Here is a 23,811-nt window from a genome sequence, read left to right on the forward strand (position 1 = left end):
GCCCAGGCGCTGTCTGCTCAGCCGGCGGTCCGGCGGTGGATGGGGTCATCGGGCGGGTACCGACCGTCCTTCTTCGCTCTGTTCATGGCAGAGGCCGGACTGCTCGTGCTCGCTGTCACTGCGCCCCGGCAACGGCCGGTGACCAGTGGCGTGCCGCTCGGCTGCCCAGTGCGGCCAGTTCTTCCCGGAAGGCAGGGTGGTCGGCAGTAACGAGGACGGACTTGAGCTGGTTGATGGCCTGGGTGCGGGCTTTGACGGCCGACGCCTTCGCGAGCTTTCTGAGCTTCTACTCCTCACCGTTCGAAGCCGCCGCGGCCCCGGTCAGGAGCAGAGTCACCAACCGCGTGAGCCGGGGGCGAACTCGGAGGCAACCTCGCCACCTGGGGCTGCCCACCATGAGCACCCCGTCCGACCGGCCCGGGACGGCCGGATACAGTGCGCGCAATGGCAGCCTGGTTGCTCAAGGAGGGGAAGCGTGACCGACACCAGCGAAACCCGATCCGCCGACAGTGCAGCGCACGCGACTCAGCAGAGCCGACTGCACCGTCTGATGCGCTACCTCCCCCTGATCGCCCCCGTCCTGCTGTGGACCGTGCCCTGCTGGCTGCTGCTGCACACCGGCCAGCACTGGCCGCTCCCTGTCACGCTCGCCGGCACCGCCCTGTTCGCCCTCGGCCTGATCGGTATGCCGCTCGCGATGGTGCGCGGCCACGGCCGACGCCAGCAGGACTGGGCGGCGATCGTCGGAGACACCCTCCTGGGCGCCATCTGGACCCTGTTCACCTGGTCCGTCGTGCTCGGCGTCCCGCTGCGGCTCGCCCTGACCGTGACCGGCGTCGGCGACGGCCAGGACCGGGCCCGGATCGTCACCTGGGCGGTCCTCGGCGCAGCCACCGTGCTGCTCACCTGGGGGTACGCCGAGGCCCGCCGCGTACCACGGGTACGCCGCCTGGACGTGCAACTTCCGCGCCTGGGGGCCGGGTTGGACGGCACCCGCGTCGTCCTCATCACCGACACCCACTACGGCCCGCTCGACCGCGCCCGCTGGTCGGCGCGAGTCTGCGAGACGGTCAACACGCTGAAGGCCGACCTGGTCTGCCACACCGGAGACATCGCGGACGGCACGGCCGAACGCCGCCGCGCCCAGGCCGCCCCACTCGGCACCGTGCAGGCCACCCGGGCCCGGGTCTACGTCACCGGCAACCACGAGTACTACAGCGAGGCCCAGGGCTGGGTCGACCTGATGGACGAGCTGGGCTGGGAGCCGCTGCGCAACCGCCATCTGCTGCTCGAACGCGGCGGCGACACCCTCGTGGTCGCCGGCGTGGACGACGTCACGGCCGAGTCCTCCGGCCTCGCCGGCCACGGCGCCCACCTCGCCGGAGCCCTGCACGGTGCCGACCCCGACCACCCCGTCCTGCTCCTCGCCCACCAGCCCAAGTTCGTCGACCGGGCGGCAGCCGGCGGCGTCGACCTCCAGCTCTCCGGCCACACCCACGGCGGCCAGATCTGGCCCTTCCACCACCTGGTCCGCATCGACCAGCCCGCCCTCGCCGGCCTCAGCCGCCACGGCACCCGCACCCTCCTCTACACCAGCCGTGGCACCGGCTTCTGGGGCCCGCCCTTCCGCGTCTTCGCCCCGAGCGAGATCACCCTGCTCGTACTCCGCTCCCCGCGACGGCCCCCCACGCCGTAGCGCTGGGCGGGGCCGGCGGTTCCGCCTGGAGATGCTGCAGTGCGTCGGCACCCCGAAGAAGGACCACGCATCCTGCAACGCCCTGCGCGTCACCAGCGGCACCACCGCCTTCCAGGAAGAGCAGGCGGCGAGGAAGGGCATCGCGCCGTAGACCGTCCGGCCGAACGCCGCCGCGGACTCCCCCACCGCCCACCGCCCACCGCCTACGGCCCCAGCGACCTGCAGTCGGCCTACGGCCGGACCTCCGCCGCCCGCTCCACCGCGCGCCGCACCGACGCCGGCCGGCCAAGCTCCACGGGGCAAAGGCTGTGACTACTTCCAGGCCGCTGGCGCAGGCGACTCCCCCGCTGGTGCAGAGACGACGGCACACACGGAGCGCGCGGCGTCCAGCGGCTCCTGCATGCCGGCCACCATGCAGGCGAAGCCGGTGCCCTGCAAACCGGCACCGCGTCATTCCGAAGGGATACGAAACTCGAATTTGGGACGGTCCCACGGCACGGCGGGCGGGTTCGCGAGCGCGGTCCCGGTCCGCACTGCACCGACGCGGTGGTAGAAGTCCTCGGCGGGAAGATGTGACACAACCTTGACACGGTCGAGCCCGGCAGCACGGGCCTCGGACTGCATGTGCGCGACGAGCAGCCGTCCAATACCGCGTCCTTGCGCTTCGTCGGCGACGAACAGCAGGTCCAGCTCCGGTGGAGCGAGGACGAGCGAGTAGAACCCGATGACCCGGCCTCCATGCTCGTCGGCGCCGACGGCTACGAAGGCGCGGTGGGCTTCGATGTAATCAGGACCGACCCGGTAGCCCGCCACTGCGGCTGCGTACTTACCCTCGTAGGCCCCTGAGCCACGCACGAGCCGCGTGAGCCGTTTGGCATCCTGCGCGACTGCCCTCCGTATCGTGATCGGCTGGCTGATCGGAGAAGTGCGTGAACTCATCGGGAGAGTATTTCGCACCGGGGAGTGCCTTCCTGCGGCGGGTCGGCTGCTCGGGCAGGCATTCCTGCACCGCCCCCGGGAACCACTCGTGCGAGCGCAACCGATCTCACACCGAAACCACGCCGGAGCGCTCCAGTGCGGCTTCGGCGTCTCACGGCTCCGCGCGCAGGTCCCCGTCGCAACGGCTTCTGGCGAAGATCCTGACCACCCGGTTCACGCACCGTTTCCCGGTTGGGGCGGAGTTCCTATCGGCTCGGCGTGGGGCTTCCCTATCGGCGGCGGGCTCTTCGGATCCGCGCCACAGTGAGGGCCAAGGGCTACGGCGGACGAGCGCCGCCGCGCCTGCCGCGAGTGCGGCCGCGCAGTTCGGGCCCGAGCCGACGGCCACAGCCGGGCGGCGGCCTGTCGCGAGGCCGGTCCAGTCGCCGGGTGCCGCCAAGTCAGCGCGTAACAGGGGCTGTTCCTCCGCGCGGACGCCGGCGATAGGGAAGCCCCGCGCCGAGTCGCTCAAGGGGTCAACGCCACAGCCACGCCTGAACGTCGTCCACGGCGGGAAGGCAGTCACCCTCGCGCGAGGCCCCGAGCTGCGGGTACGGGAAGGGGGTGGGCGTGCCGTCGGCGGCGAGGGCCCAGGCGATCCCCGGTCTCGGCTGCGCGGCGGAGACCTGCTGGGCCGGACAGGACGGCGGGGCGGGCACCTGGGCCGCAGGCGTAGGCGTGGGAGGTGGGCCGTAGACGCAGAAGGCGAGAGCCATTCCTACCGGCAGGAGAGGCATGGGCTGTTCGTCACCTTCGCCTCGGCCTGTCTGCCCTGCTAACACCGGCACCTCGCCCGTCCTCGCGACGGCCGGCGCGACCGGTGGAACGCCCCCGCCAGGTCCCGGCATTCCGGTGGGATCGGCACAGAGGGACGTGTACTCCTCAGTGGCTTCCCGTACGGACTCGGCGTTCCAGCCCGGGCGGCCCGGCGGGGAAAGCGCGGTGGTGCAGCCGGTGAGGGTGGCGGCCAGCGTCATGCCCGCTGCCAGGAAGGATTTACGCATTCTGTCGGTCTCTCGAATTCTTCGCCATCATCCCAAATGCCATTATTTACCTGGTGCTGGCGCTGCTCACGCTGCTCGCGCTGGAGATCGCGGCCCTGCGCAAGGCCCTCTCCGGATTCCCTCTCACGATCGCCACCCGCCCTTCCGGGGTACCAACTCACCGGCGACCCCGAAATGGCGGACTGTCAGGTGTTCGACGCCCTGGTACAGAGCGCCGAGGCCCGTACGTACAACGAGCACGTCGGCGCGAGGCTCCGGCACACCCTCGATCTGTGGCGTGACCCCACCCTCGGAAAGAAAGCCCCGCCGGGGCATTCCAGCAGGACATTCCGGCGGGGCTTTGTCATCGTGTCCCGGCCGTGAGCACGGTGCGCTCGCGGCCGGTCACAGGCGCTACCGGGACTCGTCCTCGTGGGAGAGTTCGAGGTCGAAGCCGGTCATGCCGCTGCCGTCCAGGCGCAGCGAGGCGGCGACCGGGGCGTAGCCGCTGGCGATGACGGTGTATTCGCCGCCGTCCAGGTCGGTGAACCCGTAGGCGCCGTCGGAGCCGGTGATCGTGGTGCCGACCACGTTGCCGGCCGAGTCCAGCAGGGTGACCTTGGCGTCGTCGAGGGGGTCACCGGTGGCGGCGGTGACGGTGCCGCGGAGCCGGGCGCCCGGTTCGAGGCGGATCTCGCAGGCGTCCGTGGCTCCCGGGGTGACGTCGACCGGGAGGGCGGCCGGGCGGTATCCGGCCGCGTTCACCACGAGTGTGTAGCCGCCGGGGACCAGGTCGGCGAGCGCGAAGGCGCCGTCGGCGGCCGAGGTGCCGGAGGACACGACCTCGCCGCGCACATCGGTGGCAACCAGCAGGGCTCCGGCGAGCGGGTGCCCCTCTACGGCGTCCCGGACCGACCCGGTGAGGGCGACGGTGCCACTGAGCGCGAGGTCGCACTCGACCGGCCGCTCGTCGCCGACCACCACCGTGACAGCCTGCGGCTGCCGGGCACCCGCGGCGCCGATCAGCACATAAGTGCCGGGGCCGGTGACGGCCAGGGCGTAACCGCCGTCCTCGCCGCTGACGGCGCGGCCGAGCTGCCGTCCGCCCACGTCGATCAAGGTGATCACGGCCTGCGGCACCGGCGCGCCCGCGCCGTCCAGTACCCGGCCGCGGACGCTGTACTGCGGGGCGCCGGCCACGGGTTCGAAGCGGTCGGCCGCCGGCGCGGCATCGCGCCGGCTCCCGGCGGGAGTTGGTGCGGCGGCGGTGAGCTCTACGGCCGCACGCTCGATGCCGCCAGACTCGGCGACATCGGGCTCCGCGGCCACAGACTCGACGGCGGCGAACTCGGCGGCAGACTCGGCGGCTGTGGCCGCGGCCGGTTCCGGTGCCGGGCCTCCGTTCTCCTCCGCCGCTCGCGCCTCCAGCCCGGAGACCTGGCGCAGGGGCACCTCCTTGGTCCATACGGCGACCAGGAGGCCCAGGACCATCACGGCCGCCGCGATGAGGAACACGAGCTGCATCGAGTCGGTGAAGCCGGCCTTGAACGGCTGGGCCAGGCGCGGGTCGAGTCGCTGGATGAACGAGGAGTCGTCGAGCACGCCCGAGCCGCTGCCGCCGCTCGCCCCTGGGTGCTTGAACATCTCCAGCACCGGCGCGTTCGCGGGGTTGGCCCGCACGGCCGGGTCATGGAGCGCGGCCTGGAAGGCGGGCGTCCCGGCCGCGGACCGGAAGGCCGAGCCGATCTTGTCGCCGACGGTGCTGAACAGCACGGAGAGGAAGATCGCGGTACCGGCGGTGCCGCCCATCTGCCGGAAGAAAGTGGCCGACGCGGTCGCCACGCCCATGTCCTTGGGCTCGACGGCGTTCTGCACGGCCAGCGTCAGGATCTGCATGCATCCACTGAGGCCGATGCCGAACAGCGCCATGTAGGCCATGGTCTCCGGGAGCGCCGTGTCCCACTGCACCCGGTAGTGGAACAGCAGCATGGCGGCGATGATCAGCAGCGAGCCGATGACCGGGAAGATCTTGTACTTGCCGGTCTTCTGGATGATGCCGCCGACCACGATGGTCCCGGCGATCATCCCGACCATCAGCGGCAGCATCAGCAGACCGGACTTGGTGGGGCTGACACCCTTCACGATCTGCAGATAAAGCGGGACCATCATCAGCCCGCCGAACATGCCCATACCGATGATCACGGACAGCAGGCTCATCTTGCTGAACACCGCGCTGCGGAACAGCCGCATCGGGATCAGGGCCTCCTCGCCCATGGCCCGTTCGACGAAGACCCAGGCGATCAGGCCGACCGCGCCGACCGCGTAGCAGGCGTAGGACTTCGTGGAGGTCCAGCCCCAGGACTGGCCCTGCTCGGCCACGAGCAGCAGCGGCACCACACCGATGGCGATGGTCAGCGCGCCCCACCAGTCGATGCGGTGCTCGCGGCGGGTGTGGGGGAGGTTGAGCACCTTGGCGACGACGAACAGCGCGATGATGCCGACCGGCACGTTGACCAGGAACACCCAGCGCCAGCCGGTGATGGTCAGGATGCTGCTGCGGCCCGCGAGGAAACCGCCGATCAGCGGGCCCAGCACGCTGGAGGAGCCGAACGTCGCGAGCATGTAGCCCTGGTACCGGGCCCGCTCGCGGGGCGGGACGATGTCACCGATGATCGCCAGCGCCAGGGACATCAGGCCGCCCGCGCCGATGCCCTGGAAGGCCCGGAAAGCGGACAGTTCGGTCATCGAGGTGGCGAACGAGCAGGCCGCCGAGCCGACGACGAAGATCGTGATGGCCGCCAGGAAGAAGGGCTTGCGGCCGTAGAGGTCGGACAGCTTGCCGTACAGCGGCGTGCTGATGGTGGAGGTGATCAGATACGCGGTGGTGACCCATGCCTGCGCGCTGAGGCCGTGCAGATCGTCGGCGATCGTGCGGATCGAGGTGCTGACGATGGTCTGGTCGAGCGCGGCGAGGAACATCCCCAGCATCAGGCCGCTGAGGATCGTCATGATCTGACGGTGCGTCAGCCTGCCGTCGGCCGGGGGTGCCGACCCGGATATCGCTGTGGTTCCCCCGCGGGCCGGGGATGCGGACGTGGTCATGCGTGCGGATCTCCTTGCCTCGCCTCACCGCCCGGGCTCCGCCCGGCTTCGAGGCTCATGTCTGTGCGGTCCACCAGGTCGTCGTCGAGACGCTTCAGCGGACGGGTGGTACGGCACCGGTCCTCAGCCGGCCGCGACTCCGGGAGCCGCGTCGACTCCCCCTCACGCCGGCGCGTGACGGGCTCGTCCGCCCTGCGCCCGGCGCTCTCCCGCCCTCCTCGATCACGTGTGCCGATCTTCCCTCACGTTCCGTTGCTTGCGGCTACCAACTGAGTGTAGGCCCCGGCCTCAGCGCGGTGTACGGCGCCTGTGACGACGTCATCGGCCCGCGTCGGTCATCTGTCGTCGGGGGTGCCGAGGCCCGTCAGCGCGCCCACCGGGTCGAGGTCCGGGGTGCCGCGGGGCCACCAGTCGTCGTGGCCGGGTTCCGACTCGTAGGCGTACCACAGGCCGTCGCGGCCGAAGCGGAGCTGGATGTGGCCGCGGGGGTGGGTGAGGTGGTTGCGCCAGGGGCGGAACGCCGGCAGGTCGGCGGCGAGCAGCAGCGGGCGGGCCCGGTCGAAGCGGCCGGCCGGCGGGTCCCACGGCTCCTCCAGGACGGCCAGTCCCGCGAGCCCGCCCTGGCGCCAGGCCGCGACGGCACGCGCGAGGTCGGCCGGGGTGCGGTCGACGGCCGTGGCGAGCGTGGCGTAGAGGGTACGGGTGGTGGCCGTGAGGCCGGAACCGGGGCGGGCCGCGGCCAGTCGCACCGCGTCCTGCCACAGGGTCAGCTCGCCCACCGGGTCGTGTCCGGTGGTGAGCAGCGCGTGGGCGCGGGCGGCGGCGTCGGTCGCCAGCTGGTCCAGCGCGAAGGGGTCCGGGCCGCCGGGCGCCGCCGGATACACCGGTGGCTGCTCGGGGTGCGAGGGCGCGGGCAACGGTGGTGGCAGCGGCGGTAGTTGGCGTGCGGCGAGGGCGTCGGTCGCGCGTACGCCGGGCAGGGACTCCGGCCGGCGATCCTGGGCGGCGCGGGCCGCGCGGGCGGCACTGCGCCGGGACAGCGCGTCGAGCAGGGCCTTCTCACCCCGGCCGCGCAGCAGGAGCAGCACGAACGGGTCGGCGTCGAGCAGCCGTGCCGTCTGATAGCAGAGCGCGGCCGCGTGCTTGCAGGGGTGACCGGAGTCGGGACAGCTGCAGCGCGGGGCGAGGTCGCCGGGGCCGGGCAGCAGAGGGACCCCGCAGTCGGCGAGGGACTGGGGCAGTTCCTTGTCCAGCAGCGCGGCGATGTGCCCCGGCCGGTCGGCGGCCGAGTCCAGGAAGCGCCCCCAGTCCTCGTCGTCCAGCGTGCGCACCCGCACCTGCACGCGGTACGGCCGGGGCCGGCTCCCACGCACGTACGCCAGCACCAGCCCCGGCGTCACGGTGATCGCGTCGACATGGCCCTGATCGGCGTATCCGCGCCCACGCGCCAGCCGTTTGGGGTCCAGGGCACCCTGCTCCAGCGCGGCCACCCAGGCGTTGCCCCACCAGGTTCCGGCGAACGACGCACCCTCGCCGGTGGCCCCACGGGGCGGGAACTCCGGGAACGTACGCCGGAGTTCGGAGTCGCGGTGCGGGGTGGCCATGGTGGCGGGCAGGCGCGGGGCCGCCGATGCGGGGGCCGGGTGGTCCGGTTCGGTGCCGTCGGAGGGGGGAGCGGGAGCAGGACGCGACTGCCAAGGGTGAACCGGTTCCGCGGCCTCGGCGGGGTCGGCAGGGGCAGGACGCGACGCCCTCGGATGGACCAGTTCGGTGTCGTCGGAGGGGAGAGCGGGGGCAGGGCGTGACTGCCCCGGGTGGGCGGGGTCGCCGGAGTGGGCGCTGGGGTCCGCGGCCGGGGTCTCCTGCTCCGGGGTGTCGGACCACGTCGGCATCTGAAAGGCGTTGGCCAGGTAGTGCCGCATTTCCTGGGCGGCCTTGACGCGGGCAGTGGCCCGGGAGCCCAGTCCGGGTGCGGTGCGCGGTGCCGTGGAGGCAGAGCTGTTGGTCGCGCGGGGGTCGCGCCCGGTACGGGGCTCCGGCGTCCGCTTGCCGCGCGCGGCAGCCTCCGCCGCCTCGGCCTCGGCCCGCTGGGCCTCCCGCCGGGCCGCGCGCAGCGCTTCCCGGGCCATGTCGGCGGGACGCCCACCCGGTGCGGGAGCACGCCCGCTCTGCGCGGCAGCCGGGCGGGCCGACCGCACGGGGCGCTCGTCCTCGTCCTCGGCCTCGGCCGAGGCCGTCGGGGCGGACGGTGGGGTCACGACGGAGGGTGCGGTCGCGGCGGACGGTGCAGTGACGGTGGACCTGAGTGCCGCCCGCGCCGCGTCGGCGGGCCTCGGCCCGGCGCCGGCTGAACACTCGTCCTCGGCCGCCGCGGTCACGTCGGTCACGTCGGACGGCGCGGTGAAGGTGGCCCTCAGCGCCGCTCGCGCCGCGTCGGCGGGCCTCGACCCGGCGCCGGCTGGGCATTCGGCCGCGGGGGCGACGGGGCGCTTCGGCTCGGCGCCGACTGGACGCTCGGCCGCGGGCTGGGAGAGGCGGCTCGGCTCGGTGCCGGCCGAGCCCGCCGCGAGCTCGGCAGGGCGCCCCGACTCCGTGCCGGCCAAACGCTCACCCACAGGGTCGGCGAGATGGCTCAGCTCGGGGACCGGACGCTCACCCGAAAACTCAGCCGGACACCTCGACCCGGTACCGGGCGAACCCTCCCCCACGAGCTCGGCACGGCGCCCCGACGCAGAGCCGGCCGGACGTTCCGTCACAGGCGCGGCGAGGCCCGCCTGTGCCTGCGGCAATCCGTCGGTCTGTGCGAAGGGGGCGGCGTCCCCGGGCTTCTCGGGTGCCTCCGACCGACCCTCGGCCGATGCCAAGCACTCCGCTCCCTCACCCCTCTCCGACGCCTGCGACCAACCCCCGGCCGATGCCAAGCGCACCGCCTCCTCAGCCCCCTCCGACGCCTGCGACCAACCCCCGGCCAGTGCCAAGAGCGCGGCATCCCCGGGCATGTCGGGTGCCTCCGACACACCCTCGGCCGGTGCCAAGCGCGCCACCTCCTCAGCCCCCTCCGACGCCGGCCACCGACCCCCAGCCGGTGCCGAGCGCACCGCCTCCTCAGCCCCCTCCGACGCCTGGGCGTGCTCGGAGTCAGCCCGTTCCCGGGCTGCCCGTAGGGCGCGGCGGGCTGGGTCGGCGGGGCGGGGGGTGGGGTTCTCCGGGGGGAGACTCACGGTGTCCTCCGGAGGGAGACGAGGTCGGACAGCTCGCGGTCGGTCAGTTCGGTGAGGGCCGTCTCGCCGGAGCCGAGGATCGCGTCGGCCAGGGCGCGCTTGGCGGTGAGCATCTCGGCGATGCGGTCCTCGACCGTGCCCTCGGTGACCAGGCGGTGGACCTGGACGGGCTGGGTCTGGCCGATGCGGTACGCGCGGTCGGTGGCCTGCTCTTCGACGGCCGGGTTCCACCAGCGGTCGAAGTGGACGACGTGGCCCGCGCGGGTGAGGTTCAAGCCGGTGCCGGCGGCCTTCAGGGAGAGCACCAGGACCGGGGTCTCGCCGCTCTGGAAACGGTCCACCATGCGCTCGCGCTCCGGGACCGGGGTGCCGCCGTGCAGCAGGTCCACCGGGACCGCGCGGGCGGACAGGTGCGCGGTGATGAGGCGGGCCATGCCGACGTACTGGGTGAAGACGAGCGCCGAGCCGTCCTCGGCCAGCAGGGTGTCCAACAGCTCGTCCAGCAGGGCGAGTTTGCCGGAGCGGTGCACCAGGCGCTCCGCCCGGGTGTCCTCCTTCAGATACAGCGCCGGGTGGTCGCAGATCTGCTTCAGGGCGCCCAGGAGCTTCAGCACCAGGCCTCGGCGGGCGATGCCCTCGGCGGTCTCGATGGCCAGCATCGACTCGCGCACCACCGCCTCGTACAGCGCCGCCTGTTCCCGGGTGAGCGGGACCGGGTGGTCGGTCTCGGTCTTGGGCGGCAGCTCGGGCACGATGCCGGGGTCGGACTTCCTGCGGCGGAGCAGGAACGGCCGTACCAGGCGGGCCAGGCGCTCCACCGCCTCCTCGTCCTCGCCGTTCTCCACCGCACGCGCGTGCCGGGCGCGGAAGGACTTCAGGGGGCCGAGGAGTCCCGGGGTGGTCCAGTCGAGCAGGGCCCACAGTTCGGAGAGGTTGTTCTCCACGGGTGTGCCGGTCAGCGCCACGCGCGCCGGTGCCGGGATCGTGCGGAGCGCCTTGGCCGTGGCGGAGTACGGGTTCTTCACATGCTGGGCCTCGTCGGCGACGACCATGCCCCAGGGACGGTCGGCGAGTTGTGCGGCCGCCGATCGCATCGTGCCGTACGTGGTGAGGACGAAGCCGCCGTCGAGTCCGTCCAGGGTGCGGCCCTGGCCGTGGAAGCGGCGGACCGGGACGCCGGGTGCGAAGCGGGTGATCTCGCGCTGCCAGTTGCCGAGCAGGGAGGCCGGGCAGACGACGAGGGTCGGTTCGGTGCGGGCGCGTTTCAGGTGCAGGGCGATGAGGGTGACGGTCTTCCCGAGGCCCATGTCGTCGGCCAGGCAGCCGCCGAGGCCGAGCGAGGTCATGAGGTCCAGCCAGGCGAGCCCGCGCAGTTGGTAGTCGCGGAGGGTGGCGGCGAGGCCCGCCGGCGGGTCGGCGGGGTGCAGGCCCGCCGTGAGGCGGTCGCGGAGGGCGGCCAGGGCGCCGACCGGGACGGCTTCGACGGTCTCGCCGTCGACTTCCGCGGTACCGGTGAGCGCGACAGAGAGTGCGTCGACCGGGTCGAGCAGGCCCAGTTCGCGCTTGCGGGCCTTGCGGACGAGGGCCGGGTCGACCAGCACCCAGCGGTCCCGGAGCCGTACGACCGGGCGGTGGGCCTCGGCGAGGGCGTCCATCTCGGCCTCGCCGAGCGGCTCCCCGCCGAGCGCCAGCTGCCAGCGGAACTGGAGCAGGTCCTCGCTCTCGAAGAAGCCGGTGCCGTCGGTCGCCGAGCCGGGCGCCGGGCGGACCACCGCGGCGGCCGTCAGATCGCGGGCGAGGTCCCGGGGCCAGTGCACGGCGACCCCGGCGGCGCCCAGCCGTGCGGCGCCGACGCCGAGCAACTCGCCCAACTCCTCCTCGGACAGGGCGAGGACGTCCGGCACCTCCTGCTCGGCGAGCCGGTCCAGGGGCGGCCAGACCCGGGCCGCGCGTCGTACGGCGAGGGCGGCGTCCACGCGCGCACGGGGTCCGAACGCCGTGTCGGCCTCCCCCGCCCACAGGGTCGCCGCGTCGGCCACCAGCGTGGGGTCGGCGAGGCTGTGCACCTGCACGACGGCCGCTCCGGCGGCGCGGGCGCCGTCGTGCACACCGGCGTCGAAGACGCCGTACGCCGACAGGTCCAGGCGGAGCGAGATCCGTACGCCCGCGTCCATGCCGGCGGCGACCTCGGCCGCCCACTCATGGGCCTGCGGCAGGGCTACGGGCTCCCGGGCGGCGAAGGGCCGGCCGGAGGTGTGCGGGGCGGCCGGGGTGCGGGGCAGGGTGTCGGCGACCGCGTCCAGGAAGGAGCGGATCAGGGCCTCCGGCTCGGGCAGCCGGAGCGGGCCGGGGTCCGGGAGCGGCACGGCGTGGCCCTCCGGGGGCAGAGCCGCGGCCACCGCGCGCAGGTGCGCGATGTCGTCGGGCTCCAGCGGGCCGGCCCGCCAGGCGTCCTGGCCGCCCGGGGTCAGGCCCGGCAGCAGCCGGCCGCGCGCGACCAGCCGCAGCGCGTGCAGCGCCGCGGCGCCCCAGCAGGCCGTGGCCGGATGGGCGGCCGGATCGCGGCGGGCCCGGATCAGCAGCGGCAGGGCCTCGGCGAGCGGCAGGGTCCGTGCGGGCACCTGGCGGCGGCGCACGCTCGCGCCATGGCGGCGTACGACGGTCAGCTCGGCGGTGGGGCCGTCGGCGGGCAGCGGGCCGCCGTCGGGGTCCCAGAAGGCGATGCGGCCCTCGCGCGGGAGGGGCGCGGGGAGATAGACGGACGCGAGGCGCACCGGGAGCGGGCTCCCGGTCTCCCCGGACCCCTCCGTGCCCTCGGCCACTGCCGCCGTGCCGCCGCTCATGCGTCCTGCCACCTCCCGCCCATGTGTCGGATCAGCCGTCTTCGACTCTACGGGCGGGGTCTGACAACGGGCCCTGGAGACCGGCCGGGGCGGGTGCTGGCGGCATGCCGGTGCTCACGGCACCGTGCGGGAGACGACGTAGACCATCGGGTTGTCCGGGTCGGACCTGTTCACGACGACGTCCTGGGTGGGCGCCGGGTTCTTCTGCGCGTGTGTGAGTCCCCACCAGGGGCCGGGGCCGTTGAAGTGCCAGCCGCTGACCTTCTGGTCGCGGGCGCCGATGGCGATGTCGTCCTTCTTCAGCTGGTCCCGGCGGGCGCCCATGGTCTGCAGGAAGCTGTCCAGACCCGCGTCGTTGGTGCTGAACTGCACATAGAGCCGACTGGTCTTCCAGTTGTTCGTCTCGTAGTAGGCGACGTGGTCGGCGGGGTGCGGGACGGTCACCTGATAGAGGCGGCGCTGCACCGTCGACGGCCAGCCCGCGGTGAGGCCGGTCGCCGAGTACTTCGCCTCCTTGTCCTTGCCGCTGTTGCGGCTCTGGTTGGCGGAGATCACCAGATAGCCGGCGGGGACGCCGATCAGCAGGACGATGATCAGCAGGGTGAGCGCGCGGCGTCTGGCCTTGTGCCGCCCGTCCTCGGCGGGGCGGCGCGGCTCGTCCGGCGGGCCGCCCTGGTGGGGCAGCGACGGGGTCATGCGCTGTCCCGGTCGCGGCGGGCCTGGGTGTACCGCTCGTAGCGCTCGTACCGCTCCACCCGGCGGCGTTTGGCGCGGCGGAACCGGCGGGCGACCAGCCGGGCCAGGTCGGCGGCGCCGACCATGCCGGCCTCGGGGCCGAGCTGGGCGCGGGTGATGCGGGCCTCGGGGCGGTAGCCGCGGCCGGTGAGGTGACGCTTGAAGGCGTCCCGGGCCGGGCCGATGAGCAGGTCGTCGGCGGCCGAGACCCCGCCGCCGATGACGAAGCAGGACGGGTCGAGGGCGGCGGCGAGGTTGGCGATGCCGACGCCGAGCCACTGGCCGATGTCCTGGAGCAGCTCGATGCACATGGCGTCGCCCTCGCGGGCCAGCTCGGTGATCATCGGGCCGGTGATGTCGGCGATGTTGCCCTTGACGTGCTCGATGATGCCGTAGGCGACGGGCGAGTCGGCGGCGGCCAGCTCCTTGGCCTCGCGGACGAGGGCGTTGCCGGAGCTGTACTGCTCCCAGCAGCCGCGGTTGCCGCACGGGCAGCGGTGGCCGCCGGGCACGACCTGCATATGGCCGAACTCGCCGGCGACGCCGTACTTGCCGCGCTTGACCTGGCCGTCCTCCAGGATGGCGCCGCCGATGCCGGTACCGAGGGTGATCATGACGAGGTGGTCCTCGCCGCGGCCTGCGCCGAAGCGCCACTCCGCCCAGGCGGCGGTGTTGGCGTCGTTGTCGACGAGGACCGGCACGGAGAGACGGCCGCTCAGCCGGTCGCGCAGCGGTTCGTTGCGCCAGGACAGGTGGGGCGCGAACAGGACGCGGTTGCGGTCGGCGTCGACCCAGCCGGCCGCGCCGATGCCGACAGCGTGCACGTCGTGCCGGTCGGACAGGCCCAGGACCAGTTCGACGATGGTGTCCTCGACGACCTTGGGGCTCTTGGACTTGTCCGGGGTCTCCGCGCGGAGCTTCTCCAGGATGTTGCCGTCGGCGTCCACGACGCCCGCCATGACCTTGGTGCCGCCGATGTCGATGCCCACGGTCGGCACCCGGGGGGCAGTCAGATGTGACCGGCGTTCCCTGGTGCCGACCGTCCGGAGCACGGGGGCCCGGCGGGAGCCGATGGGGGCGGTGAGGTCGCGGTAGGTGCTCATCGTTTGTCGATTCTGCCGCACGCTCACGCTGAGTGCTGCGCGGGTCAGGGGAAGGGGGTGCGCGATCGCTGCCGGGCGCGGGTGCGTTGCGGCTGGTCGCTCGCGGCGGAGCCGCACATCGGTGCGGCCCCGCGCCCCTTAAGTACGCTGAAGCTCGTGGCGTAGAGCCTCCAGGTCGGAGCCGCCGGCCATCTGCCGGGTCAGCTCGTCCAGGGTGATCTCATCCCGTGTGTAATTGCCCACCATCGTGCCGCGCCGCAACAGGACGAACCTGTCCCCCACCAGGTATGCGTGGTGCGGGTTGTGGGTGATCAGGACGACGCCCAGGCCCTCGTCACGTGCTGCGGCCACATATTTCAGCACCACACCGGACTGCTTCACGCCCAGTGCCGCCGTCGGCTCGTCCAGGACCAGGACCTTCGCGCCGAAGTGGACGGCGCGGGCGATGGCCACGCACTGGCGTTCGCCGCCGGAGAGGGTGCCGATGGGCTGGTCGACGTCGCGGAGGTCGATGCCCATGCGGAGCAGTGCCTCGCGGGTGGTACGGCGCATGAGGGCGATGTCCAGGCGCTTGAAGGGACCGGCGCCCTTACGGGGCTCGGAGCCCAGGAAGAAGTTGCGCCAGACCGGCATCAGCGGGACGACGGCCAGGTCCTGGTAGACCGTGGCGATGCCCCGGTCCAGGGCCTCGCGCGGGGAGGCGAGGCGGGTCTCCTCGCCCTCGATGCGCAGAGTGCCGGCGTCGTGCCGGTGCAGGCCCGCGATCATCTTGATCAGGGTCGACTTGCCGGCGCCGTTGTCGCCCAGAACACAGGTGATGTCGCCCGCGTGGACCTCCAGGGAGACACCCTCCAGGGCGCGGACGTTGCCGTACTGCTTGCCGACGTCGGTCAGTTCGATCAGCGGCGTGCGCTCGGCGGCCCCGGGCGCGCCGTCGGTCATGTCGTGGGTCCCGTCGTCGGTCCCGTCGTCGGTCATGTCGTCGCCTCCGCGCGCTTCTTGACCCAGGCGTTCAGCAGGGTCGCGAGGAGCAGCATCGCTCCGAGGAAGAACTTGAACCAGTCGGGGTTCCACTCGGCGAAGACGATGCCCTTGCTGGTCATGCCGAAGAGGAGGGCGCCCACGGCGGAGCCGATCGCGCTGCCGTAGCCGCCGGTGATCAGACAGCCGCCGATGACGGCCGCGATGATGTAGATCAGCTCGTTGCCGACGCCCTCGCCGGACTGGACGGCGTCGAAGGAGAAGAGCAGGTGCTGGCCGGAGATCCAGGCGCCGAAGGCCACGCCCATGTAGAGGCCGATCTTGGTTCCCGCGACCGGGACGCCGACCGCGCGGGCCGCGTCCTGGTTGCCGCCGACGGCGAAGATCCAGTTGCCGGCGCGGGTGCGCAGCAGGATCCAGGAGGCGAGGGCGACCAGGCCCAGCCACCACAGGATGGTGACCTTGAAGCCGACGCCGCCGACGGTGAAGGTCGAGGCGAAGAGGGCGTGCGCGGAGGGGAAGCCCTCCATGTCCGCGATGGTCTTCGTCGACACCGTGCCGTCGATCAGCTTGGTGAAACCGAGGTTCATGCCGGTCAGCATCAGGAAGGTGCCCAGCGTGATGATGAAGCTGGGGAGTCTGGTGCGGGTGAGCATGAAGCCGTTGAAGGCGCCGACGGCCAGCGTCACCAGGAGGGACACGCCTACGCCGACCCAGGTGTTCGCGGTCATCTGGTAGCTGAACATCGAGGAGATCAGCGCCGAGGACGTCACGAGGACACCGGCCGAGAGGTCGAACTCGCCGCCGATCATCAGCAGCGCCACCGGTACGGCCATGATGCCGATGGTCGAGGAGGCGTACAGCACCGTGCTGAGGCTGGCGACGTTCAGGAAGCCGTCGGCGGCGCAGGCGAAGAAGACGAAGACCGCCACAGCGCCGACGACCGAGCCCAGTTCCGGGCGCGCCAGCAGCCGCTTCAGTGGCGAGGTCTGCAGAATCCTTTCATCAGTGGCTGTGTTCATCGGGTGCCCCGCTCGGTGTACGCGGCCAGCGCGGAGGCCTGGTCCTTGGTGATGATCTGCGGGCCGGTCAGGACCGGCTTGCCGCCGCCGAGGACGTCGCCGTTGTACTTGTAGGCCCACAGCAGGTCGACCGCCTCGTAGCCCTGGAGGTACGGCTGCTGGTCCACGGCGAAGCCGAGGGTGCCGTTCTTCAGCTCGGCGGCGACCTGGGCGTTGAGGTCGAAGGTGTCGATCTCGGCCTTGCTGCCCGCGTCGCTCTTCGCCTTCACGGCGGTGTCGGCGTACGGGGCGCCCAGGGTGACCACGGCGTCGAAGGAGCTGTCGGCCTGGAGCTTGGCCTCGATCGCGGACTGGACGTCGGGCATGTTGGTGCCGTTGACGTAGAGCTTCTGCAGGGTGCCGTGGAAGGTCTTGGCGACGCCGTCGCAGCGCTGCTCGTGGCCGACGTTGCCCTGCTCGTGCAGCACGCACAGGGCCTTCTTCCTGCCGCGCTGGTTCAGTTCGTCGCCGACGGCCTCGCCGGCGATGGTCTCGTCCTGGCCGATGTGGGTGAGGGCGCCGAAGGCCTTGGACTCCGCGGAGCCGGAGTTCACCGTGACGACCGGGATGCCGGCCTTCTCGGCGCGAGCCACGGCGGCCTTCATGGCGTCCGGCTTGGCGAGGGTGACGATGATGCCGTCGACCCTCTTGTCGACCGCCGCGTCCACCAGCTGGGCCTGCTGCTGGGCCGCGGCGTCGTGCGAGTACAGGAAGTTGATGTTGTCCTTGACGGCGGCCTGCCTGGCGCCGTTCTGCACGATGTCCCAGAAGGTGTCGCCGTCTCCCGAGTGGGTGATCATCGCGAAGGTCCAGCGCGGGGTGTTCACCGCCGCCCTCCCCTGGGCCGCGGCGGCCTTGCGGGCGTCCTCGGCCCGCTTGCCTCCGGTGCTGCTGCACGCCCCCAGGGACAACGAGAGTGCCCCTGTGAGCGCGATGACTGCCCAGGTCCGAAACCGTGCCACGAGGCGGTGCCCCTTCTTGCCGTGTTCTTGCTGTGTTCCGACGGACGAGAGGGGCTGCCGATCACCTCGGCAGCCCCAAACGATCCAGTATCGAACACGAGGAACACTCATGACGCAGCCGGGGGTGCCGCCACCCGTCCGCTTGTCCGGACATTGCGACGAAGCCGGCCGTCGTCGGTCAGGGCCGGACGAGCAGCTGGAACTCGAAGGAGTAACGCGTCGGACGGTAGATGTGGTCGCCGAACTCGACCGCGCGCCCGGTGTCGTCGAAGGTGGTGCGCTGCATGGTGAGCAGCGGGGCGCCCTCGGCCTCGGCGAGCCGCTCGGCCTCGGCGGCCGTGGCCGCGCGGGCGCCGATGGACTGCCGGGCGCTGTGCAGGGTGATGCCGGCGGAGCGCATCAGCCGGTACAGGCCGGTGGCCTCCAGCTGCTCGGTGTCCAGGTCGAGCAGGCCCGTCGGGAGGTGGTTGACCAGGTACGCCATCGGCTCACCGTGAGCGAGGCGCAGCCGCTCGATGCGGTGTACGTCGCCGCCCTCGGGGACGCCGAGTGCGGCGGCGACGGCGGCGGAGGCCGGCAGCACGGTGTTGACCAGCACCTTGGTCGCGGGGCGCTGGCCGGCCGCCTCCAGGTCGTCGTAGAGGCTGCTCAGCTCCAGCGGGCGCTTGACCTGGCTGTGCACCACCTGCGTACCGACGCCGCGGCGGCGCACGAGGAGTCCCTTGTCGACGAGGGACTGGATGGCCTGGCGGACGGTCGGCCGGGACAGGCCGAGCCGTGCGGCCAGCTCGATCTCGTTGCCCAGCAGGCTGCCCGGGGTGAGGCTGCCGTGCTCGATGGCGGCCTCCAGCTGCTGGGACAGCTGGAAGTACAGCGGCACCGGGGAGCTGCGGTCCACACGGAGGTCGAGCGAGACGGTCGGGTCCACTTCTGGTTTCGGCACGGACTTGAGCGTAGCCCCGTGATCGGTTGACGGGAAGTTGTGTAGTCCGATTGTCCGGACATACGCATTGACAGCGCCCGGGGTCCGCCCTCACTTTGATTCCATGCGCATCGGGGTCATCGGTACGGGCCGCATCGGCACCCTTCACGCGAGAACGCTCAGCCGTCACCGTGAGGTCGGATCGCTGATCCTGACGGACGCGGATCCGGCGCGGGCGCAGGGGCTGGCGCACCGGCTGGGCGAGACGGCGGCGCCCGGCGTGGACGAGATCTTCAAGTGGGGTGTGGACGCGGTGGTGATCACCACGGCGACACCGGCGCACGCGGAGCTGATCGGGCGGGCGGCGCGCTCGGGGCTGCCGGTCTTCTGCGAGAAGCCGATCGCGCTCGATCTGCCGGGCACGCTGCAGGCACTCGACGAGGTGGCGACCGCGGGAACGATCCTGCAGATGGGGTTCCAGCGGCGCTTCGACGCGGGATACGCGGGCGCCCGTGAGGCCGTCCGCGCGGGGCGGCTCGGCCGGCTGCACACCGTGCGCGCGATGACCTGCGACCAGTCCCCTCCCCCGCCGGAGTGGCTGCCGCTGTCCGGCGGGCTGTTCCGGGACACGCTGATCCACGACTTCGACGTGCTGCGGTGGGTGACGGGGCGTGAGGTGGCCGATGTGTACGCCGCCGGGTCGGACGGCGGGCCCGCGATGTTCCGTGCGGCCGGCGACGTCGGCACGGGCGCGGTGCTGCTCACCCTGGACGACGGCACGCTTGCCACGGCCACGGCGACCCGGCTGAACGGCGCGGGCTACGACGTACGCATGGAGCTGGCCGGGGAGCGGGACACGGTCGTGGTGGGCCTGGACGACCGCACGCCGCTCGCGTCCACCGAGCCGACCGGACCGCCGCCCGCGGACAAGCCGTGGACGGGCTTTCTGGAGCGGTTCGGACCCGCGTACGAAGCCGAGTTGAACGCCTTCGTGGACGTGGTGCTGGGCGAGCGCCCCAACCCGTGCGACGGCCACGAGGCCCTGCAGGCCCTCCGCGTGGCCGAGGCCTGTGAACGCTCCCGCCACGAACACCGCCCGGTGGCCCTCGCGGAGATCCCGGACCGGGCCCAGGCGTCCCACCGCTGAGCCCGCCACACCGGCCGCCCCGACCTGCCGGCTGCGGCACGGCCCGCCGACGCTGAGTGCCACGCCGAGAGGCGGAGGCGGAAGCCAAGCGACGCACGCGACCGAGTGCCCGGTGCCGAGCACCACACGCCGGGGCCCTGACGGGTCCGGATGCCGGGTGCCGACCGGCGTGGCACCCCGGGTGGTAATGACGGCCGGGCCGCCCGGCCGGGGGCCGTGACGAGGGTGCCCGGTCGGCGGGAACGACACGGGGCGGCCCCACAACCCGAACCGCGCCGGCGGCGTGAGCCCCAACGGCAGGGCGCAGCACGCGGGATGGGCGACGTCGGCACGCAAACGGCCCGGCCCGCCAACCGTCCGCCGCGCTGGAGCAAGTGCCCGGGCTGCCGGGTGCCCGGGGGCCAACCGGCGTGGCACCCCGGGTGGTACTGACGGCCCGGCAGCCCGGCCGGGGGCGATGACGTAGGTGCCCGGGCGACGTGAACGACGCAGGGCGGCCCCACAACCCGAACCGCGCAGGCGGCGTGAGCCCCAACGGCAGGGCGCAGCACGCGGGGTGGACGACGTCGGCACGCAAACGGCCCAGCCCGCCGACCCTCCGCCGCGCTGGAGCAGGTGCCCGGGCTGCCGGGCGGACCGGCCCGCCGACCCGGCCCTTCGACCCGGCGCGCGGGTCCGACCCGCGTGGGTGGCGATGTCGGTGCCGGTGCCCGTGCCCGTGCCCGTGGCGATGTCGGTGTCGGTGCCCGTGGCGGTGGCGGTGGCGGTGGCGGTGGCGGTGGTACAGGGGACGGGGACGGGTCGTCCGGGGTTACCAGCGGACCCGTAGCGTGCGTGGGCCTCTCATCAGGAGGCCGGGGAGCCAGTCGGTGGGGTGGCTGTCGAGGGTGAGGGCGGGGGCTCGGCGCAGGAGGGTGCCGATGGCTGTGTGGCCCTCCAGGCGGGCCAGAGGGGCACCCAGGCAGAAGTGGATGCCGTGGCCGAAGGCGAGGTGGCCGCGGGGGTCGCGGCGGATGTCGAAGCGGTCCGGGGTGGCGTAGCGGGCGGGGTCTCGCTGGGATGCGGTGAGGCCGACCATCACGTGGTCGCCCTGCGCGATGGGGACGCCGGCGATCTCCAGGGGCTCGGCGGCATAGCGGAACGTGGCGGTCTCCACCGGGCCGTCGTAGCGCAGCATCTCCTCGATCGCTCCGTCCAGCAGCGTCATGTCGGCGCGCAGGGCGGCGAGTTGGCCGGGGTGGGTGAGCAGGGCCAGGACGCCGTTGCCGATGAGGTTGACCGTGGTCTCGTGGCCGGCGATCAGGAGGAGGAAGGCCATGCCGCGCAGTTCTTCCGGCGAGAGCCGGTCGCCGTCCTCGGCGGTGGTGCGGATCAGGTCGCCGAGCAGGTCGTCGGCCGGGCCGGAGCACCGCTTGTCCTCGATCAGCTCCGTCAGATACGCGGCGAGGCGGACGACGGCGTCGTACTCCGTCTGCGCGTTGGTCGGTGCGACCGTCTCCGTCGACATCTTGCGGAACTCGTCGCGGTCGATCTCGGGGACGCCGAGCAGTTCGCAGATGACGGTGATGGGCAGCGGGTAGGCGAGGGACCCGATCAGGTCGGCGCGGCCGGCCGGGAGCATCTCGTCCAGCAGGTCGTCGGTGATCTGCTGGACGCGCGGGCGCAGCCGCTCCACCCGCCGCATCGTGAACGCGCGGGCGACGAGGCCGCGCAGCCGGGTGTGCTGCGGTGGGTCGACCGTCAGCAGGTTCGGGCCGATCAGGTCCTCGTCGAGGAAACGCACATCGATCTTGCTGCCGTCCTTGGACAGGCGGGGGTCGGCGAGTGCGGCGCGGGCCTCCTCGTACCCCACGACGAGCCAGCTCTCGTACTCCTCTCCGGCGCCCGGTGGCCGGACGCGGTGGACCGGGCCCTGCTCGCGCAGCCGGGCGTACACCGCGTGCGGATCGCGGCGGAACTCCTCGCCGTACTCCTCCAGATCGATCCGTTTCATGACGTTCCCGTCCTCCCGAAGCAGCCCCCGAGGCCAGGACAGCAGCACCCCTTGCCCGCACAACGTCCGGGGCGCCCGGTCAGTGCCCGTCCTCTTCGAGGAGTCCGGCGTCGTACGCCAGCAGGGCGATCTGCACGCGGTTGTCGAGGCCGAGCTTGGCGAGGATGCGGGAGACGTGTGTCTTGACCGTGGCCACGCTCATGTACAGCTCGGCGGCGATCGCGGCGTTGGCGAGTCCGCGGCCGACGGCGACGGCTACCTCGCGCTCGCGGTCGTTGAGGACGACGAGCCGCGCGCGGGCGCGTGTCTGGCGTGCGTCGGCGGCGCTGCCGGCCGCGTGCCGCATCAACTGCCGGGTGACGGCGGGCGACAGTACGGGGTCGCCGGCCGCGACCCGGCGCACGGCGTCGACGATCTCGGCGGGCGGGGTGTCCTTCAGCACGAACCCGGCGGCGCCCGCGCGCAGGGCGTGCAGCACCTGCTCGTCGGCGTGGAAGGTGGTGAGCACCACGACCTGCGGGGCGTCGGCCCGGGCACGCAGCCGCTCGGTCGCGGTGAGCCCGTCCACCGACGGCATCCGGATGTCCATGAGGACGACGTCGGGCCGGGTGCGCGCGACGAGTTCCTCGGCCTCACCGCCGTCCGCGGCCTCGCCGACGATCTCGATGTCCTCGGCCCCGCCGATCATCAGGGCCAGTCCGGCCCGGACCAGCGGGTCATCGTCGACGAGGAGGAGTCTGATCGGCGTCATGGGCCTTACGTAATCACGGTGCGGGCGGCGTGTGGGGGGCGTATCGGCGTACTGGCGTGGTCATCAGGGCGTCGGTCCGGTCTGTCCCCACGGCAGCCAGGCCCGGACGGCGAACCCGCCGTCGGCCGTGCTGCCATGCTCCAGACGCCCGCCGGCGAGGGTCGCGCGTTCGGTGAGGCCGATCAGGCCCTGGCCGGAGCCGGGGACGGGCGTGGGCTCGGCGCTGGGCGGCGGGTTGGTGATCGTGAGGGTGAGGCCGTCGCCGGGGGTGCCGGTGAGGCTCAGGGTGACCTCGGCGCCGGGGGCGTGCTTACGGGCGTTGGTCAGGGCCTCCTGGGCGATGCGATAGGCGGTGCGGCCGACGGAGGCCGGAACCGCGGCCGGATCGGCGACGCGGTGGTCCAGGGTGACCTTCATGCCCGCCTCGCGGCACTCGGCGACGAGGGCGTCCAGTGCGGCCAGGGTCGGCTGGCGCCGCTCGCCGGCCGCGTCCTCGGACTCGCCGGCCCGCAGCACACCGATGATCTCCCGCAGATCCTGCAGCGCCTCGTGCGCGCTCTCCCGGATCACCCCGGCGGCCCGGGCGATCTCCTCGCGCGGTGCGTCCGGCCGGAACTCCAGGGCACCCGCGTGCACGCTGAGCAGGGTGAGCCGGTGGGCGAGGACGTCGTGCATCTCGCGGGCGATGGCCTCGCGGGCGAGCCGCTGCGCCTGCTCGGCGCGCAGCCGCGCCTCGCTCTCCGCCCGGCGGGCCCGTTCGCGCAGGCTCAGCATCAGCAGCCGCTTGGAGCGTACGAACATGCCCCAGCCGATGACGGAGACGGCGAGCAGCACGGCGAACACGACGGAACCCGCGTAGGGCAGGCCGTTGTCGGGGCGCAGCCAGTAGTAGAGGGGTACGAGGGCGAGGTTCACCCCGCCGATCCAGGCGACGTACCGGAAGGGCCGGTGCACGGCCAGGGTGAACAGGGCGACCAGGCCCGCGCCGCCCGCGGTGGAGGACACGAAGCCGACGGCGACCATGGCGACGGCGATGCCGACCGGCCAGCGACGGCGCAGCCAGACGGTGCCGCAGGACAGGGCGCCGAGGACCACGTCGAGCACGACGAGGCCGTCCGGCACGTCCGGGTGCTCGAGCACGTCGGCGGCGGTCGCCAGGAACAGCAGTCCGGCCAGCACGAAGCAGCAGGTGTCGACGACCCAGTCCCGCGCGGTACGCCGGGGCCGTCGGCCGTCGGGGCCGGCGTCCGGGTCGAGCCCGTGGAGCAGAGCCGAGGGCAGCATCCACCGGCGGGCTCCTGCCCAGCTCGCCATGGTGTGGCCCAGCCCGTTC

The 23,811-nt window shown here is 72.9% G+C and carries 16 protein-coding genes; 2 read left to right on the top strand and 14 right to left on the bottom strand.

Annotation, left to right across the window (positions count from 1 at the left end; all coding sequences use genetic code 11):
• Positions 1 to 475: 475 nt before the first annotated feature.
• The gene (locus AB5L52_RS09920; RefSeq protein WP_351574476.1) at positions 476 to 1,696 is read left to right on the top strand and encodes a metallophosphoesterase; all 1,221 of its coding nucleotides are present in this window, start codon (positions 476 to 478) and stop codon (positions 1,694 to 1,696) included.
• A gap of 450 nt (positions 1,697 to 2,146) precedes the next feature.
• Here AB5L52_RS09920 and AB5L52_RS09925 read toward each other — a convergent pair whose 3' ends face one another.
• From AB5L52_RS09925 to AB5L52_RS09975, 11 genes are all read right to left on the bottom strand, one after another.
• Positions 2,147 to 2,635 (bottom strand): GNAT family N-acetyltransferase, encoded by a 489-nt coding sequence (locus AB5L52_RS09925; RefSeq protein WP_351574479.1) that lies wholly within the window; start codon positions 2,633 to 2,635, stop codon positions 2,147 to 2,149.
• Between the two features lie 515 nt (positions 2,636 to 3,150).
• Positions 3,151 to 3,411, bottom strand: coding sequence for a hypothetical protein (locus tag AB5L52_RS09930; RefSeq protein WP_369363435.1), 261 nt, complete (start codon positions 3,409 to 3,411; stop codon positions 3,151 to 3,153).
• 660 nt (positions 3,412 to 4,071) lie between these two features.
• Entirely contained in the window at positions 4,072 to 6,759 is a 2,688-nt protein-coding gene (locus tag AB5L52_RS09935) for an MFS transporter (protein ID WP_369363436.1), read from the bottom strand.
• Between the two features lie 335 nt (positions 6,760 to 7,094).
• The gene (locus AB5L52_RS09940) at positions 7,095 to 9,362 is read right to left on the bottom strand and encodes an SWIM zinc finger family protein (RefSeq protein WP_369363438.1); all 2,268 of its coding nucleotides are present in this window, start codon (positions 9,360 to 9,362) and stop codon (positions 7,095 to 7,097) included.
• A gap of 614 nt (positions 9,363 to 9,976) precedes the next feature.
• Positions 9,977 to 12,823, bottom strand: coding sequence for an SNF2-related protein (locus AB5L52_RS09945; RefSeq protein ID WP_369363440.1), 2,847 nt, complete (start codon positions 12,821 to 12,823; stop codon positions 9,977 to 9,979).
• A 114-nt stretch (positions 12,824 to 12,937) separates the two neighbouring features.
• On the bottom strand, positions 12,938 to 13,519 hold the full coding sequence (locus AB5L52_RS09950; RefSeq protein ID WP_351030200.1) for a sugar kinase: 582 nt from the start codon (positions 13,517 to 13,519) through the stop codon (positions 12,938 to 12,940).
• The gene (locus AB5L52_RS09955) at positions 13,516 to 14,661 is read right to left on the bottom strand and encodes an ROK family glucokinase (protein ID WP_369363442.1); all 1,146 of its coding nucleotides are present in this window, start codon (positions 14,659 to 14,661) and stop codon (positions 13,516 to 13,518) included. Before AB5L52_RS09955 ends, AB5L52_RS09950 begins: the two co-directional genes overlap by 4 nt.
• Positions 14,662 to 14,799: 138 nt before the next feature.
• Positions 14,800 to 15,603 carry an ATP-binding cassette domain-containing protein gene (locus AB5L52_RS09960; protein WP_369368845.1) on the bottom strand — a complete coding sequence of 268 codons (804 nt, stop codon included), beginning with the start codon at positions 15,601 to 15,603 and terminating at the stop codon, positions 14,800 to 14,802.
• A gap of 32 nt (positions 15,604 to 15,635) precedes the next feature.
• The gene (locus AB5L52_RS09965; RefSeq protein WP_369363444.1) at positions 15,636 to 16,664 is read right to left on the bottom strand and encodes an ABC transporter permease; all 1,029 of its coding nucleotides are present in this window, start codon (positions 16,662 to 16,664) and stop codon (positions 15,636 to 15,638) included.
• Positions 16,661 to 17,665: a sugar ABC transporter substrate-binding protein gene (locus AB5L52_RS09970; protein WP_351030195.1), complete on the bottom strand. Its 1,005-nt coding sequence runs from the start codon at positions 17,663 to 17,665 to the stop codon at positions 16,661 to 16,663. The genes AB5L52_RS09965 and AB5L52_RS09970 overlap by 4 nt, the downstream gene beginning before the upstream one ends.
• Positions 17,666 to 17,843: 178 nt before the next feature.
• Positions 17,844 to 18,593, bottom strand: coding sequence for a GntR family transcriptional regulator (locus AB5L52_RS09975; RefSeq protein WP_369368846.1), 750 nt, complete (start codon positions 18,591 to 18,593; stop codon positions 17,844 to 17,846).
• Between the two features lie 118 nt (positions 18,594 to 18,711).
• Between AB5L52_RS09975 and AB5L52_RS09980 the strand changes: the two genes are divergently transcribed.
• On the top strand, positions 18,712 to 19,734 hold the full coding sequence (locus AB5L52_RS09980) for a Gfo/Idh/MocA family oxidoreductase (RefSeq protein WP_369363446.1): 1,023 nt from the start codon (positions 18,712 to 18,714) through the stop codon (positions 19,732 to 19,734).
• Between the two features lie 811 nt (positions 19,735 to 20,545).
• Here the strand turns inward: AB5L52_RS09980 and AB5L52_RS09985 are convergent.
• The 3 genes from AB5L52_RS09985 to AB5L52_RS09995 all read right to left on the bottom strand — a co-directional run bounded on the left by AB5L52_RS09985 (position 20,546) and on the right by AB5L52_RS09995 (position 23,792).
• Positions 20,546 to 21,727 carry a cytochrome P450 gene (locus AB5L52_RS09985; RefSeq protein WP_351030190.1) on the bottom strand — a complete coding sequence of 394 codons (1,182 nt, stop codon included), beginning with the start codon at positions 21,725 to 21,727 and terminating at the stop codon, positions 20,546 to 20,548.
• 79 nt (positions 21,728 to 21,806) lie between these two features.
• A complete protein-coding gene (locus AB5L52_RS09990; protein WP_351030188.1) occupies positions 21,807 to 22,478 on the bottom strand; it encodes a response regulator transcription factor in 672 nt (223 codons plus the stop codon).
• A gap of 63 nt (positions 22,479 to 22,541) precedes the next feature.
• Complete coding sequence (locus tag AB5L52_RS09995; protein WP_369368847.1) at positions 22,542 to 23,792, bottom strand: sensor histidine kinase; 1,251 nt, start codon at positions 23,790 to 23,792, stop codon at positions 22,542 to 22,544.
• Between the last annotated feature and the right edge of the window lie 19 nt (positions 23,793 to 23,811).

Origin of the sequence: Streptomyces sp. CG4 (assembly GCF_041080655.1) — a bacterium.
Lineage (GTDB): Bacteria > Actinomycetota > Actinomycetes > Streptomycetales > Streptomycetaceae > Streptomyces.

Excerpts from the sequence above, each read along its gene's own strand:
- AB5L52_RS09995 (WP_369368847.1), bottom strand. The coding sequence starts at position 23,792 with ATGGCGAGCTGGGCAGGAGCCCGCCGGTGGATGCTGCCCTCGGCTCTG.
- AB5L52_RS09955 (WP_369363442.1), bottom strand. The coding sequence starts at position 14,661 with ATGAGCACCTACCGCGACCTCACCGCCCCCATCGGCTCCCGCCGGGCC.
- AB5L52_RS09960 (WP_369368845.1), bottom strand. The coding sequence starts at position 15,603 with ATGACCGACGGCGCGCCCGGGGCCGCCGAGCGCACGCCGCTGATCGAA.
- AB5L52_RS09965 (WP_369363444.1), bottom strand. The coding sequence starts at position 16,664 with ATGAACACAGCCACTGATGAAAGGATTCTGCAGACCTCGCCACTGAAG.
- AB5L52_RS09935 (WP_369363436.1), bottom strand. The coding sequence starts at position 6,759 with ATGACCACGTCCGCATCCCCGGCCCGCGGGGGAACCACAGCGATATCC.
- AB5L52_RS09925 (WP_351574479.1), bottom strand. The coding sequence starts at position 2,635 with ATGAGTTCACGCACTTCTCCGATCAGCCAGCCGATCACGATACGGAGG.
- AB5L52_RS09930 (WP_369363435.1), bottom strand. The coding sequence starts at position 3,411 with ATGCCTCTCCTGCCGGTAGGAATGGCTCTCGCCTTCTGCGTCTACGGC.
- AB5L52_RS09950 (WP_351030200.1), bottom strand. The coding sequence starts at position 13,519 with ATGACCCCGTCGCTGCCCCACCAGGGCGGCCCGCCGGACGAGCCGCGC.
- AB5L52_RS09945 (WP_369363440.1), bottom strand. The coding sequence starts at position 12,823 with ATGAGCGGCGGCACGGCGGCAGTGGCCGAGGGCACGGAGGGGTCCGGG.
- AB5L52_RS09985 (WP_351030190.1), bottom strand. The coding sequence starts at position 21,727 with ATGAAACGGATCGATCTGGAGGAGTACGGCGAGGAGTTCCGCCGCGAT.
- AB5L52_RS09980 (WP_369363446.1), top strand. The coding sequence starts at position 18,712 with ATGCGCATCGGGGTCATCGGTACGGGCCGCATCGGCACCCTTCACGCG.
- AB5L52_RS09990 (WP_351030188.1), bottom strand. The coding sequence starts at position 22,478 with ATGACGCCGATCAGACTCCTCCTCGTCGACGATGACCCGCTGGTCCGG.